Source organism: Afipia sp. 1NLS2 (assembly GCF_000178995.1).
Classification (GTDB): domain Bacteria; phylum Pseudomonadota; class Alphaproteobacteria; order Rhizobiales; family Xanthobacteraceae; genus Afipia.
On the sequence record NZ_ADVZ01000002.1, the window covers coordinates 305,552 to 319,851 of the forward strand.

Annotated in this window: 10 protein-coding genes; 7 read left to right on the forward strand and 3 right to left on the reverse strand. The window is 63.1% G+C overall.

The features are described 5' to 3' along the window. Nucleotides 1-302: 302 nt before the first annotated feature. The gene (gene purN, locus AFIDRAFT_RS10190; protein ID WP_009339298.1) at nt 303-956 is read right to left on the reverse strand and encodes a phosphoribosylglycinamide formyltransferase; all 654 of its coding nucleotides are present in this window, start codon (nt 954-956) and stop codon (nt 303-305) included. Next, nucleotides 953-2,026, reverse strand: a complete 1,074-nt coding sequence (purM, locus tag AFIDRAFT_RS10195) for a phosphoribosylformylglycinamidine cyclo-ligase (protein WP_009339299.1) — start codon at nt 2,024-2,026, stop codon at nt 953-955. Before purM ends, purN begins: the two co-directional genes overlap by 4 nt. Nucleotides 2,027-2,185: 159 nt before the next feature. Between purM and AFIDRAFT_RS10200 the strand changes: the two genes are divergently transcribed. The 5 genes from AFIDRAFT_RS10200 (at nt 2,186) to AFIDRAFT_RS10220 (ending at nt 8,614) form a co-directional block, all read left to right on the forward strand. Further along, the gene (locus tag AFIDRAFT_RS10200) at nt 2,186-2,728 is read left to right on the forward strand and encodes a CDP-alcohol phosphatidyltransferase family protein (protein ID WP_040298270.1); all 543 of its coding nucleotides are present in this window, start codon (nt 2,186-2,188) and stop codon (nt 2,726-2,728) included. Nucleotides 2,729-2,736: 8 nt separating this feature from the next. Then, the gene (locus AFIDRAFT_RS10205; protein ID WP_009339301.1) at nt 2,737-3,426 is read left to right on the forward strand and encodes a P-loop NTPase family protein; all 690 of its coding nucleotides are present in this window, start codon (nt 2,737-2,739) and stop codon (nt 3,424-3,426) included. A 173-nt stretch (nt 3,427-3,599) separates the two neighbouring features. Next, on the forward strand, nt 3,600-5,786 hold the full coding sequence (locus AFIDRAFT_RS10210; protein ID WP_009339302.1) for an RNA degradosome polyphosphate kinase: 2,187 nt from the start codon (nt 3,600-3,602) through the stop codon (nt 5,784-5,786). 13 nt (nt 5,787-5,799) lie between these two features. Next, on the forward strand, nt 5,800-7,332 hold the full coding sequence (gene ppx, locus AFIDRAFT_RS10215; RefSeq protein WP_009339303.1) for an exopolyphosphatase: 1,533 nt from the start codon (nt 5,800-5,802) through the stop codon (nt 7,330-7,332). Between the two features lie 148 nt (nt 7,333-7,480). Further along, entirely contained in the window at nt 7,481-8,614 is a 1,134-nt protein-coding gene (locus AFIDRAFT_RS10220; RefSeq protein ID WP_009339304.1) for a hypothetical protein, read from the forward strand. 8 nt (nt 8,615-8,622) lie between these two features. Here the strand turns inward: AFIDRAFT_RS10220 and rnd are convergent, their stop codons facing one another. Further along, nucleotides 8,623-9,771: a ribonuclease D gene (rnd, locus tag AFIDRAFT_RS10225; RefSeq protein WP_009339305.1), complete on the reverse strand. Its 1,149-nt coding sequence runs from the start codon at nt 9,769-9,771 to the stop codon at nt 8,623-8,625. A gap of 389 nt (nt 9,772-10,160) precedes the next feature. Between rnd and aspS the strand changes: the two genes are divergently transcribed. Continuing rightward, the gene (gene aspS, locus AFIDRAFT_RS10230) at nt 10,161-11,933 is read left to right on the forward strand and encodes an aspartate--tRNA ligase (RefSeq protein WP_009339306.1); all 1,773 of its coding nucleotides are present in this window, start codon (nt 10,161-10,163) and stop codon (nt 11,931-11,933) included. A 47-nt stretch (nt 11,934-11,980) separates the two neighbouring features. Next, a complete protein-coding gene (locus AFIDRAFT_RS10235) occupies nt 11,981-14,281 on the forward strand; it encodes an NADP-dependent malic enzyme (protein WP_009339307.1) in 2,301 nt (766 codons plus the stop codon). The last annotated feature ends 19 nt before the right edge of the window (nt 14,282-14,300 follow it).

Genomic DNA, 14,300 nt, shown 5'->3' on the forward strand with positions numbered 1-14,300 from the left:
AAGCTGGGCCGCGCTTGCTGAATTGGTGCTGTAGAGGGGTGTCGGCGTGGGAAGGAACTGCGCGTAGGCAGCGGATGGCAGCGTTACGGCTGCACATGCGATCGTGGCGATGCGAGACAACGCGGCCACGGAACAGGTGTGTTTCGCTGCGGATTTCAATGGGCTCATGCGGCTGCAGGTACCGGAGACACGATATATGGCCGGAATGATCGCATGGAACCGCGCACAGCCTCAACGCGCCGCAGCCGTGGTCCTGAGCTATTGAATGGATTTGTGGTCAATGCGCCACAGTGTATGCCACACTAGGAAGCGGGTGAAATCAGCGTCTTCTCGGTGGCCGTCGTAACGGTGTTCTTGCAGATCCCGCCGTCGATGGAGATCTGTCCGCTTGCCACCATCCGCAACGCCTGCGGATAGATGCGATGCTCGATCTGGAGCACGCGCGCGCCAAGAGAATCCGGCGTGTCGTTGTCATGCACCGTGACAGCGCCTTGCACGATGATCGGCCCGGCATCGACATTGGGGATGACGAAATGCACGGTCGCGCCGTGGATCTTCACGCCGTCCGCGAGCGCGCGCTCATGGGTGTGCAGGCCGCGATAGGACGGCAGCAGAGCGGGGTGGATGTTGATCATCCGCCCGTCCCATTGCTGGACGAACCATGGCGTCAGCAAGCGCAGGAATCCGGCAAGGCAGACGAGATCGATGTCGCGCTTGAGCAGTTCGTCCTGCATCGCGCGCTCGAAGGCTTCGCGATCTTTTCCGAACGGTTTGCTCTCCACAGTCACCGCCTCGATGCCGGCCGCGCGTGCGCTCTCCAGCCCGCCTGCGCCTGCGATGTTCGACATCACGAGCACAATCTCGGCTGGAAAGTTTGGAGCCCGGGCCGCTTGGATCAAGGCCGCCATGTTGGAGCCCCGGCCGGAAATCAGAATGGCGACGCGGCGCTTGGTCATGGTGCGAGGTCGAGATGGCCGTCATAGACGACGCGCTCGGAGCCGGTGGCTTCCGTCACCTCGCCGAGCAGGACGGCACGCTCGCCGTTATCCGAAAACACCTTCATGATATCGACGGCCTTGTCGCGTTGGACCACCGCGACCATGCCGATACCGCAGTTGAAGGTCCGCAGCATCTCGAGTTCGGCGATGTTGCCTTCTTGGGCGAGCCATTTGAACACCGGCAGAACCGGTACGGCGGCAAGGTCGATGCGAACGCCGAGAGTCTTCGGCAGCACGCGCGGGATATTGTCGGTGAAACCGCCGCCGGTGATATGGGCTAGCGCCTTGATGCCGCCGGTCTCGCGGATCGCCTTCAGGCAGGACTTCACATAGAGCTTTGTCGGAGTGAGCAGGGCACCGCCGAGCTTCATCACCGGCGCGAACGGCGCGGGCGCGTCGAAGGCCAGGCCGGTGCGCTCGACCACCTTGCGTACCAGCGAGAAGCCGTTGGAATGCACGCCCGAGGAGGCCAGCCCGATCAGGGCGTCGCCTGGCCCGATGTCCTTGCGGGGCAGCAGCGTGCCGCGTTCGGCTGCGCCAACCGCGAAGCCCGCGAGGTCGTAATCGTCCTTCTGGTAGAGGCCGGGCATTTCGGCGGTCTCGCCGCCGATCAGCGCGCAGCCGGATTCCCGGCAGCCTTCGGCGATCCCGGCCACGATGGTCGCTGCGGAGTTCGGGTCGAGCTTGCCGCAGGCGAAATAATCCAGGAAGAACAAGGGCTCGGCACCCTGAACGACCAGATCGTTGACGGACATGGCCACCAGATCGATGCCGATTCCGTCGTGGATGCCGGTCTCGATCGCGATTTTCAGCTTGGTTCCGACGCCGTCCGTGGCGGCGACCAGCACCGGATCGCGAAAACCGGCCCCTTTGAGGTCGAACAGGCCGCCGAAGCCGCCGATCTCGGCATCCGCGCCGGAGCGGGCGGTCGCGCGAACCATCGGCTTGATGAGGTCGACCAGCCGGTTACCGGCATCGATATCAACGCCGGAGGACGAATAAGTGAGGCCGGATTGTTTGTCGCTCATGCCATTTTCCCGAAACTTGGGCGGTGGTTACGTCGGATTCCCAAGCCGTGCAATGGCTCGCCTCCGCAGCAAGGGTAGATTATTAGAAGGAACGGAGCCGGAGCGCATCACCGCTGCCCCGGCGCCGCGCAAATGAAGCCGCCAAACGGGATTTACGGGTTGAATATCCCCAATTTCATTACGCTCGGCCGCATCGTCCTCGTCCCGCTGGTGGTGTGGGCGATCGCTGCCTCGCAGATGACGGTCGCCTTCGTCCTGTTCGCTGTGGCGGGCCTGAGCGATGCCGTGGACGGGTTCCTGGCCAAACGCTTCAACATGACCACCGAGCTTGGCGCGCTGCTCGACCCGATCGCCGATAAGGCGCTTCTGGTCTCGATTTATGTCGCGCTGGGGATTACAGGAGCGATCCCGCGCTGGCTCGTCATTCTGGTGGTGTCGCGCGATTTCATGATCGTGGGTGCGATGATCGTTTCGTGGATACTGGACAATCCGATGCCGGTGAAACCGCTGATGGCCTCGAAGCTGAACACGGTGGCGCAGGTGGGCTTCGCGGCGCTGGTGCTGGCCGCACTCGGGTTCAAGTTCAACGCCTCGCCCTATGATGCGATCCTCATGGCGGCGGTGACCATCCTGACGCTGTGGTCGGTCGTCCTCTATTTCATTGCCTGGGTCCGCCATGTCGGCACCCCGGAGGCGATGTGAGCGCGCCGATGTCCCGCACGCCGCCCCGTCAGCTTGCGCTCGAATTGCCGCATGCGGAAAGCCTGTCGCGCGACGATTATCTGGAAGGGCCGAGCAACGTGCAGGCGCTGGGGCTGGTGGAACGCTGGCCGGACTGGTCGAACCGCGTGATGATGCTGGTCGGGCCGGAAGGGTGCGGCAAGAGCCATCTCGCGGCGATCTGGGCGGCGATCTCCGGCGCGCGCATCGTGGGGGCGCATGCGCTCACGTCCGCTGATGTCCCGGCCTCGCTCGCGACCGGCGCGCTCGTGGTCGAGCATCTGGAGCCGGGCCACTTCGACGAGCGCGCGATTTTCCACCTGCTCAATCTCGCGCGGGAAACCAATGCGTTCGTGCTGATGACGGCGCGGATGGCTCCGGCGTCGTTCGAGATCGAACTGCGCGATGCCGGATCGCGCCTGCGCGCCATTCCGGTCGTGACGGTGGAGCCGCCGGACGATCAATTGCTGCGCGCGCTGCTGGTGAAATTCTGTGCCGACCGGCAGATGGCGGTGGACGAGGGCGTGGTGGGCTATCTCGCGACCCATATCGAGCGGTCGTTCGCGGCCGCGCGTCAGGCGGTGGAATTGCTCGACGCGGAGGCACTGCGGCAACGCCGCCCGATCACCCGCGCGCTGGCGGCGACGCTGTTTCGGGGGCAAGGCACGCTGCCGCTTTAAGTCTCCGCTGAGGACTCTCTGATACCCTGACATTTCAAGAGGATCGGCTTAGGCTTCGCCGCCGGGGCGCTTCCCGCTGCGTCTTATTGGCGGAGGAACGTTCCTGTCATCTATTCGTCATGTGCTTTGCCGATGATGGGCGAGAGTCGCTCTAAATCTTCATGGATTACGTCATGGATGCGGTGGAAGCTTCTGTAAATAAAAGTGAAAATGAAACGGAGGTTTCCCTGACCGGAATCGGCGAAAGCCCCGAACGCTTCATCAACCGGGAACTGTCCTGGCTTCACTTCAATCGCCGGGTGCTGGAAGAAGCGGTCAATACCGACCATCCCGTGCTGGAGCGGGTCCGGTTTCTGTCGATTTCGGCCAACAATCTGGATGAGTTTTTCATGGTCCGCGTTGCGGGCCTGAAGGCTCAGATCCGCGAGGGCGTGGCCGAGCGCAGCCCCGACGGCCTCACGCCCACGGAACAGCTGCACCTCATCAATCAGACCGTCTCGGAGCTGGCCAACGATCAGCAGGCGATCTGGCGCGAGCTGCATAAGGTGCTGGCGGATGCCGGGATCGTGCTGGTCGAAGGGCGCGACGTCACCAAGTCCGAGACCAAATGGCTTGAGGATCATTTCCTCCACAATATCTTCCCGTTGCTGACCCCGCTCGCGATCGATCCGGCCCATCCGTTCCCGTTCCTGTCGAGCCTCGGCTTCACCATCGCGCTGCATCTCGTCCGCAAGTCGGACGGCAAGGCGATGAATGCGCTGATCCGCCTGCCGGTGAAGATCGACCGCTTCATTCGCCTGCCGGCGGGGACCGATGGCAGCGTGCGGATGATCACGATCGAGCAGGTGACGAGCCTGTTCATCGGCCGGCTGTTTCCCGGCTACACGGTCAGCGGCCGCGGCGCCTTCCGCATCATCCGCGACTCCGAGCTGGAAATCGAGGAAGAGGCCGAAGATCTCGTCCGTCTGTTCGAGACGGCCTTGAAACGCCGCCGCCGCGGCTCGGTGATCCGCCTCGAGGTCGAGGCAGCGATGCCCGAGGATTTGCGCGCCTTCGTGCAGCGGGCGCTGTCCACGCCGGATGACGACGTACTGGTGGTGGATGGGCTGCTCGCGATGAACGAACTGTCGCAACTGACTCGCGTCGATCGTCCCGATCTCGAATTCACGCCTTATGTGCCGCGCCATCCCGAACGCGTCCGCGACCATGGCGGCGATATTTTCGCGGCGATCCGGCAGAAGGACCTTATCGTCCATCACCCTTACGAGTCGTTCGACATCGTCGTGCAGTTCCTGCAACAGGCGGCGCGCGATCCTGATGTCGTGGCGATCAAGCAGACGCTGTATCGCACCTCGCGGGATTCCCCAATCGTGCGCACGCTGGCGGAAGCGGCGGAGGCGGGCAAGTCGGTCACGGCGCTGGTTGAGTTGAAGGCGCGTTTCGACGAGGAGGCCAACATCCGCTGGGCGCGCAATCTCGAGCGCGCGGGCGTGCAGGTCGTCTATGGTTTCCTCGAACTCAAGACCCACGCGAAACTGTCCTTCGTCGTGCGGCGCGAGGGGGGCGGGCTCACCACCTATGTCCACACCGGCACCGGCAACTATCATCCCGTGACGGCGCGCATCTACACCGACCTGTCGTATTTCACCTCCGATCCGGTGATCGCGCGCGACGCCGCGCGGGTCTTCAATTTCATCACCGGCTACGCGGAGCCCGTCGATATCGAGAAGATGGCGGTGTCGCCGCTGACGCTGCGCAAGCGCATTCTCGAACATATCGGGGCGGAGGCGAACTTCGCTCGCCACGGCAAGCCTGCCGCGATCTGGATGAAGATGAATGCGCTGGTCGATCCCGATATCATCGACGCGCTTTACGCGGCCTCGCAGGCAGGTGTCTCGATTGACCTCGTGGTGCGAGGCATTTGCTGCTTGCGGCCGGGCGTGCCGGGGCTATCGGAAAACATCCGCGTCAAGTCGATCATCGGCCGTTTCCTCGAGCATGGCCGCATCTATTGTTTCGGGATGGGACACGGACTGCCGAGCGTGAAGGCTGCTGTGTATATCGCATCCGCCGACATGATGCCGCGCAACCTCGACCGCCGCGTGGAGGTGTTGTGTCCGCTGCAGAATCCCACCGTCCATTCGCAGGTTCTCGACCAGATCATGGTGGCGAATCTGGAAGACAACGAACAGAGCTGGCAGTTATTGCCGGATGGATCGTCAACGCGTATGAAGGCCGGGAAGGGCGAGGAACCCTTCAACGTGCACAAATACTTCATGACGAATCCGAGTCTGTCCGGCCGTGGAAAATCGCTCAAAGAATCGTCGCCGCGCAGGCTCACGCGCCGCTCGAAACGCTGACCCGGCTTCTGTCGTGCGGTCGCGCGCGTTGCGGCCGCACCCCTCAGTTCGTCGCAAGCCAAAAGAGAAAACGGTCGGCGTCATCGACATCGGCTCGAACTCGGTGCGCCTTGTCGTCTACGAGGAATTGACGCGCAGCCTCGCGCCGATCTTCAACGAGAAGGTCCTGTGCGGACTGGGGCGCGCGGTGCAGACCACGGGGCTGCTCGGCGAGAGCGAGGTCGCGAAGGCGCTGACCGCGTTGCGGCGGTTTCATGCACTTTGCAAATTGATGAAGGTCGGGCAGCTTTATGCCATTGCCACCGCCGCTTGCCGCGATGCGACCAACGGCCCGGCATTCATCGCCAAGGCGGAGCGCATCTGCGGCGTCGATATCGAAGTCCTGTCCGGTGCGCGCGAAGCCAAACTGTCCGCGCTCGGCGTGGTGTCCGGCGTACACAGGCCGGACGGCATCGTCGGTGACCTCGGCGGCGGTTCGCTGGAATTGATCGACGTGCGTGGCCATCGCGTGCGCTCCGGCGTCACGCTGCCGCTTGGCGGGCTTGCGCTGCAGGATTCCTCGCAGAAATCGATCAAGAAGGCCGTGCGTATCGTGCGCACCAAACTTGCCGCGGTGCCGCAACTGCTGGAAGGCAGGGGGCGTACTTTCTATGCGGTGGGTGGCACATGGCGTGCGCTGGCGCGCATTCACATTCTCCAGAGCGGTTATCCGCTGCGGGTGATGCACGGCTACAGCCTTCCGGCCGCGAGCGCGCTCGATTTCGTCCGCCGCCTGCGCAAGCTGGTGCTGAACAACATGCTGGCCGACGTGGAAACAGTGACGGAAGCCCGCCGCCCGCTGCTGGCCTATGCCGCGCTGGTTCTCGAATACATCATCCTCACGGCAAAACCCGAGACGGTGATGTTCTCGAGCTTCGGCGTCCGCGAGGGCTTGCTGTACGAGATGCTGCCCGAGCCGGTACGCAGGGAGGACGGCCTGCTTTCGACCGCGCGCCATCTGAACGATCTGCGCTCGCGGGCGCCGGATCACGCCGATGATTTGATCGACTGGACTGACCGTTTCGTCAGGGTCGCGAAAATCAAGGAGACCGAGGAGGATCGGCGGTTGCGCCATGCCGCATGTTTGTTGTCCGATCTCGGCTGGCGCGCGCATCCCGATTATCGCGGCGACGAGACGCTGCATGTCATCGCCAACGGCAATTTCGGCGCGGCAACCCATGAGGAGCGTGTGTTCCTCGCGCTCGCGGTTTATTTCCGCTATGCGGGCATCGGCGAGAAGAACCAGCCGCGCACCGGGCTGAGCGTGCTGCTGTCACCCGCGATGTCAGAACGCGCACGGCTGGTCGGACAGATGTTGCGTGTCGGGCATCTGGTCTCTGCCGCGCATCCGGGTGTGTTGCCCGCGACGCATTTTAGGGCGCGGGGGCGGAAGCTCGTTCTGGCGTTTGATCGGCGAATCGGCGGTCTGGTGGGCGACCGCATCAGTAATCGCTTCAAGCAGCTCGCGCGGCTGGTGGGGCGTAGCGGCGTGGCCGAAGTACACTAAACCGACCGGCAGATTTTGCCGGACCCGGCTGCTTTTGCAGTGGCGGGAGAGGGAGCCCTCTCAAACATCCCTGAATTTTACATCGCTGGCGTGGCACGACTCCTGCAATGCCCTTCCGAGAGGTAACAACAGCCTCCGGAGCCAGCCCATGACGACCATCGGAGCCTATTCGACATCGCTGCTCAATTCCGCTTCGCAAGGATACGCGACGACGACAGCGCAGCCGAGCCTCGCACAGGTGCTGGACGAGCAAAATTCCGATTCGTCATCTTCCTCATCGACCAATGTGACGCTCTCGGATGCGGCGAAAAGCTATCTCGCAAGCATGCAGGATGCGGCTGCGACCGGCGACAGCGCAGACGTATCGCTCGACACGCTCGCGGCGAATGCGCGCGCATGGTTCGATACGCAATACGATTCACTCGGTATTTCGTCGGCGATGCTCGATGGCAAGGTGGCCGTCGACTTCAGTTCGCAGAGCCGTGCCACGCTGTCGGCCGTGGCCTCCAATACCGATGGCCTTTTCACCTCGGACGAGAGTGCGGCCGCAACCAGCGAATTGCAGGCGCGTTTCAACAACGCGATGGCGTCGCATGTCGTCATCGCCCGCCACACGGGGGACTATGCGAGCCTCTATCAGGCGGCGTCCGACTATCTCGATCAGGCGAGCGACGGCGAGAAGGCAACGGCTGCCTGGAAAGCGCAGAAGCTTGCTGTCACAACTGGCCTGTCTGCCGCCAACAGCAATTTTGGGAAGGCACCGGACACGGGTGACGCCAACGATCCCGTCGCGGCGCTGCTCGACGGACCCGACAGCGGTATCACCACGCTCGGCTCCGATGCGACGACCTCGCAGGTTGCTGCCAATGCCCGCGCGATGCTCGACGATCAGGAAAACAAGGCCAAGGATAACGGAACCACGCTGTCGTTCTACTCGTCGCAGACCAGCGGGCAGAAGGTCGATTTTACGAATTTCGACAACCGGACGCTCGCAACGATCATGCTCAATCCGGATTCGTCTTTCTCCAGCGACGAAATCTATGCTGCGAAGCAGGAACTCAATCAGCGAACACGCACCGCGATGTACAATACGCTGTTCCCGAGCAGTAACGGCAGCCCTGATTCAAGCTCGACCGGTGCGCTCGGCCTGATGCAAACCTACAACAACATGAGTGCGGAGGAGAAAACCGTGCTGGGCGTGACTGACACCACCACGAGTCGTGTGTTGGCAAGCTACAAGACCCAGCAGTCGGTGCAGAACACGCTGGCGTCGTATCTCTAAGACTGGAGCTATTTGCGCTCGGTGCCGATCACGCGGCCTTTTTCGATCGCCAGCGCAAGCTTGCCGTGCTTGAGCGCGAGCGCGGATTCTCCGAACAGCTCCCGTCGCCAGCCGTGCATGGCGGCAACGTCGGCCTCGTCGTCGGCGGCGATCTGTTCGAGATCGTCCACCGTGGCGATGATCTTGCTCGCGACCGCATGCTTCTCGGAGGTCATCCGCAGCAGCACTTTCAGAAGCTCGACGGTAGCCCCGGTGTTGCCGTTGCCGCGCGGCTTGTCGAGCTTGGGCAGCGTCGCGGGATCGCGATCGACCCCGCGTCTCACCGCCTCGACGATGTCCTGCCCCCAGCGCGAGCGATCGAAGCCTTTCGGCAGCGAGCGCAGGTGCGCGAGCTTCTCCAGCGTCGTCGGCGCGTGGGTGGCGATGTCGCCGATGGCGTCATCCTTCAACACGCGCGAGCGCGGCACGTCGCGGGTCTGCGCCTCGCGCTCGCGCCATGCCGCGACCTCGATCAGGACGGCGAGGTCGCGCGGCTTGCGCACGCGGGTCTTGAGGCGCTCCCAGGCGCGCTCCGGTGGTGCGTTATAGGTGGAGGGCGAGGTGAGGACGTCCATTTCCTCGCTCACCCAGTCGGCGCGCTTGCGTTTCTTGAGGTCGGCATCAAGTGCCGTGAACACGTCGCGCAGATGGGTGACGTCGGCAAGCGCGTAGGCGCTCTGTTCCTTGGTCAACGGGCGGCGTGACCAATCGGTGAAGCGGTGGGTCTTGTCGAGCTTGTGCCCGGTGATGCGGCCGACAAGCTGATCGTAGGCGATGGAATCGCCATAGCCGAGCACCATGGCGGCGACCTGTGTATCGAACACCGGATGCGGGACGATCCCGGCCAGATGCCAGACGATCTCGATGTCCTGCCGCGCGGCATGGAAGACCTTCAGAACCTTCTCGTCGGCCATGAGATCGAAGAACGGCTTGAGGTCGATGCCTTCGGCAAGGGCATCCACGACCACTGCTTCGTCGGAGCTGGCGAGCTGCACCACGCAGAGCAGGGGATAGTAGGTCGTCTCGCGCAGAAACTCGGTGTCGACGGTGACGAACGGGTGCCGGGCGAGCCGCGCGCAGACGGCGGCCAGTTGCTCGGTGCTGGTAATCAATTCCATGGCTGCTGCATAAACGTTCCTCGGCCGGATGTCGCGTCCGTTTGGGCGGATGACCGATTTTTTGATCTGCTTTTTCAAGCAATCTGAAGGGGTAACGTCAACCGCCCATCCCCTCGCGGCGGATTTGGCGGGACGGTTTCCTATTTCCGGAATCTGGAGAAGTGGCTCGCCCGGAGCCCGGCGATCAGGCCGGAGGAAGTTGAGGCCGGAGCTCGGCCAGCTTTTCAGGTGGTGATATTTTGTATTGTTTTTATTGGCCTTTTAGGCCGATTTGCCCCCGCTTTCGGCGATCCCTCGGTTGCCCGGTGAACCCGGCTCGGGTAAACCCCTGCCACGCGCGCCCGTCCGCGCTTTTCCGATTCTTTGTTCGACCCTTTTTCAGGATTCCCATGCATCGCTACCGGTCCCATACCTGCGGCGCGCTCCGCGAGAGCGACATCGACTCCAACGTTCGCCTGTCGGGCTGGTGCCACCGCATCCGCGATCACGGCGGTCTCCTGTTCATCGACCTGCGCGATCATTACGGCATGACGCAATGCGTCATCGACCCGGATTCCAAGGCGTTCAAGCTGGCGGAAAAGCTGCGCTCGGAGTGGGTGGTGAAGATCGACGGCAAGGTTCGCCGCCGCCCCGAGGGCACCGACAATCCCGATCTGCCGACCGGTGCCGTCGAGGTGTTCATCGCCGACATCGAAGTGCTGGGCGAGGCGGCCGAACTGCCGCTGCCGGTGTTTGGCGATCTGGAATACCCCGAAGAGGTCAGGCTGAAATACCGCTTTCTCGATCTGCGCCGCGAGAAGCTTCACCAGAACATCATGACTCGCGGGCAAATCATTGATTCCATGCGGGCGCGGATGAAGAAGGAAGGCTTCTTCGAATTCCAGACCCCGATCCTGACCGCGTCCTCGCCGGAAGGCGCACGTGACTTCCTGGTGCCGTCGCGCATCCATGCCGGCAAGTTCTACGCGCTGCCGCAGGCGCCGCAGCAGTACAAGCAACTCCTGATGATGTCGGGCTTCGACCGTTACTTCCAGATCGCGCCGTGCTTCCGCGACGAGGACCCGCGCGCCGACCGCCTGCCGGGCGAGTTCTATCAGCTCGACCTCGAGATGAGCTTTGTCACGCAAGACGATGTTTTTGCTGCGATGGAGCCGGTCATCACCGGCGTGTTCGAGGATTTTGCCAACGGCAAGCCGGTGACGAAGAACTGGCCGCGCATTCCGTTCGCCGAGAGCTTGCGCAAATACGGCACCGACAAGCCGGACCTGCGCAATCCGCTGATCATGCAGAACGTCTCCGAGCACTTTCGTGGTTCGGGTTTCAAGGTGTTCGCACGCATGCTGGAGCAGGCGGGTAACGAGGTCTGGGCTATTCCGGGGCCGGGCGGCGGGTCGCGCGCGTTCTGCGACCGCATGAATTCGTGGGCGCAGGGCGAGGGCCAGCCGGGCCTCGGCTACATTATGTGGCGTGAAGGTGGCGAGGGCGCAGGGCCGCTCGCCAATAACATCGGCCCCGAGCGTACCGCCGCGATCCGCACGCAACTCGGCCTCAAGGACGGCGATGCCGCGTTCTTCGTCGCGGGCGATCCGCAGAAGTTCTGGAAGTTCGCAGGTCTCGCCCGCACCAAACTCGGCGAGGAATTGAACCTGATCGACAAGGACCGGTTTGAGTTGGCCTGGATCGTCGACTTCCCGATGTACGAATATAACGAGGAGGAGAAGAAGGTCGACTTCTCCCACAATCCGTTCTCGATGCCGCAGGGCGGTCTTGAAGCGTTGCAGACGCAGGACCCGCTCACCATCAAGGCGTTCCAGTACGACATCGCCTGCAACGGCTACGAGATCGCCTCGGGCGGTATCCGCAACCACAAGCCTGCCGCGATGGTGAAGGCGTTCGAGATCGCCGGTTACGGTGAGGAAACCGTGGTGGAGCGCTTCGGCGGTATGTACCGCGCCTTCCAGTATGGTGCTCCGCCGCATGGCGGCATGGCGGCGGGGGTAGACCGAATCGTTATGCTGTTATGCGGAACGAACAACTTGCGCGAAATCTCGCTTTTCCCGATGAACCAGCGTGCGGAAGATCTGCTGATGGGCGCGCCGTCGGACGTATCAACCAAGCAGTTGCGTGAACTGCACATCAGGCTCAACCTTCCACAAAACTGATCGAGGGAGCGCCGAGACCACATCGGCGGAAAGCATTGGCTTCAGAAATGGGAAATTCGTCGGACGAGTTACGTAACGCGGCGTTGTCCTACCATCGCCTGCCGCGTCCCGGTAAGTTCGAGATCCAGGCGACCAAGCCGCTCGGCAACCAGCGCGACCTGGCATTGGCCTACACGCCGGGCGTTGCGGCGGCTTGCGAAGTGATCGCCGCCGATCCCGCGCAGGCAGCCTCGCTGACGATCCGCTCCAACCTCGTCGCTGTCGTCACCAACGGCACCGCCGTTCTCGGCCTTGGCAATATCGGCCCGCTGGCGTCCAAGCCGGTGATGGAAGGCAAGGCGGTCCTGTTCAAGAAGTTCGCCGGCATCGATGTGTTCGACATCGAAATCGATGCGCACACCGTTTCTCATGTCGTGGATACCGTGGCCGCGCTGGAGCCGACCTTCGGCGGCATCAACCTCGAGGACATCAAGGCGCCCGAGTGCTTCGAGATCGAGGAGCAGCTCAAGGCAAAAATGAAAATCCCGGTGTTCCATGATGACCAGCATGGCACCGCGATCATCGTCTGCGCCGCGATCCGCAACGCGCTGGTGCTGAACGGCAAGAAGCTCGAAGACATCAAGATCGTGACGGCGGGAGCGGGAGCTGCGGCGCTCGCCTGTCTCAACCTTCTCGTGTCGATGGGCGCCAAGCGCGAGAACATCTGGGTCAACGACATCGACGGTCTCGTTTATGAGGGCCGCAATACGCTGATGGACAAATGGAAGTCCATCTACGCGCAGAAGACCGACAAGCGTACGCTGGCGGAATCCATCGTCGGCGCCGACGTGTTCCTCGGCCTTTCCGGCCCGAACGTGTTGACGCCCGAGATGCTCAAGACGATGGCGGACGGCCCGCTCATCATGGCGCTCGCCAACCCGACGCCGGAGATCATGCCGGACGTGGCGCGCGAGGCGCGCCCCGATGCGATGATCTGCACCGGCCGCTCCGACTTCCCGAACCAGGTCAACAACGTCCTGTGCTTCCCCTTCATCTTCCGCGGCGCGCTCGATGTCGGCGCGACGGCGATCAACGAGGAGATGAAGCGCGCGGCGGTCGATGCGCTGGCGCAGTTGGCACGTGATCCGCCGTCTGACGTGGTAACGCGCGGCTTCGATGGCGCGGAGTCGACCGGCTTCGGTCCGGGTTCGCTGATTCCCGGCGCGTTCGATCCCCGCATCATCCTGCGCGTTGCGCCGGCCGTCGCCAAGGCGGCAATGGAGTCCGGCGTGGCGACACGGCCGATCGCGGATTTCGATGCCTATGTCGAGCAGCTCGACCGTTTCGTTTTCCGCTCCGGTTTCATCATGAAGCCGCTGTTCGCGAAGGCCCGCAAGGAGCCGATGCGCGTGATCTACGCCGAGGGCGAGGACGAGCGCGTCCTGCGCGCGACGCAGGCCGTGGTGGAGGAGAAGATCGCGCGTCCGATTCTGGTCGGCCGCCCCAACGTGGTGACCACGCGGCTCAAGCGTGCGGGATTCTCGATCAAGCCGGGCGAGGATTTCGACCTCATCAATCCGGAAGACGATCCGCGTTATCGCTCTTACGTGCAGAGCTATGTCGATATCGCCGGCCGTCATGGCATCACGCCGGATGCGGCGCGCACGCTGGTGCGTACCAATTCGACCGTGATTGCGGCCCTTGCGGTCCAGCGCGGCGAGGCCGATGCGATGCTGTGCGGCGTCGATGGGCGTTACCTCAGCCATCTGCGCCGCGTTCGCGAGATCATCGGCATCCGGCCCGAACTGACCGATTATTCGGCGCTGGCGCTGCTGATTACCAATAAGGGCTCGTACTTCATCGCCGATACGCAGATCCGCCCGAACCCGACCGCGGAGGAACTGGCGGAAATCGCCGCGCTGGCGGCCGTGCATGTGCAGCGTTTCGGTATCAAGCCCCGGATCGCCTTCCTGTCGCATTCCGATTTCGGCAGCCATGACTCGGAGTCGGCGAGGAAGATGCGCCGCGCCACCGAACTGCTGGCGCAGTCGCACCCCGAGATCGAGGCGGACGGTGAAATGCAGGGCGACACCGCCTTGTCGGAAGTGACACGCAAGCTGGTGCTTCCGCACTCGCGTGTCGAAGGCTCGGCAAACATCATGATCATGCCGAACCTGGATGCGGCGAACATCGCCTTCCAGATGATCAAGGTGCTGTCCGGGGCGCTTCCGGTCGGACCGATCCTGATCGGGCCGGCGAGGCCCGCGCATATCCTGACGCCGTCCGTGACCGCGCGCGGAATTCTCAACATGACGGCGGTGGCCGTTGTGGAAGCGCAGGAGCGGATGAAGCAGCCGAACCTGCTGTGAGCCTTGCCGGGCAGGGAGC

Coding starts and splice junctions, on each gene's coding strand:
- purN (WP_009339298.1), bottom strand. CDS start 956: ATGACCAAGCGCCGCGTCGCCATTCTGATTTCCGGCCGGGGCTCCAAC.
- purM (WP_009339299.1), bottom strand. CDS start 2,026: ATGAGCGACAAACAATCCGGCCTCACTTATTCGTCCTCCGGCGTTGAT.
- AFIDRAFT_RS10205 (WP_009339301.1), top strand. CDS start 2,737: ATGTCCCGCACGCCGCCCCGTCAGCTTGCGCTCGAATTGCCGCATGCG.
- AFIDRAFT_RS10210 (WP_009339302.1), top strand. CDS start 3,600: ATGGATGCGGTGGAAGCTTCTGTAAATAAAAGTGAAAATGAAACGGAG.
- AFIDRAFT_RS10220 (WP_009339304.1), top strand. CDS start 7,481: ATGACGACCATCGGAGCCTATTCGACATCGCTGCTCAATTCCGCTTCG.
- rnd (WP_009339305.1), bottom strand. CDS start 9,771: ATGGAATTGATTACCAGCACCGAGCAACTGGCCGCCGTCTGCGCGCGG.
- aspS (WP_009339306.1), top strand. CDS start 10,161: ATGCATCGCTACCGGTCCCATACCTGCGGCGCGCTCCGCGAGAGCGAC.
- AFIDRAFT_RS10235 (WP_009339307.1), top strand. CDS start 11,981: ATGGGAAATTCGTCGGACGAGTTACGTAACGCGGCGTTGTCCTACCAT.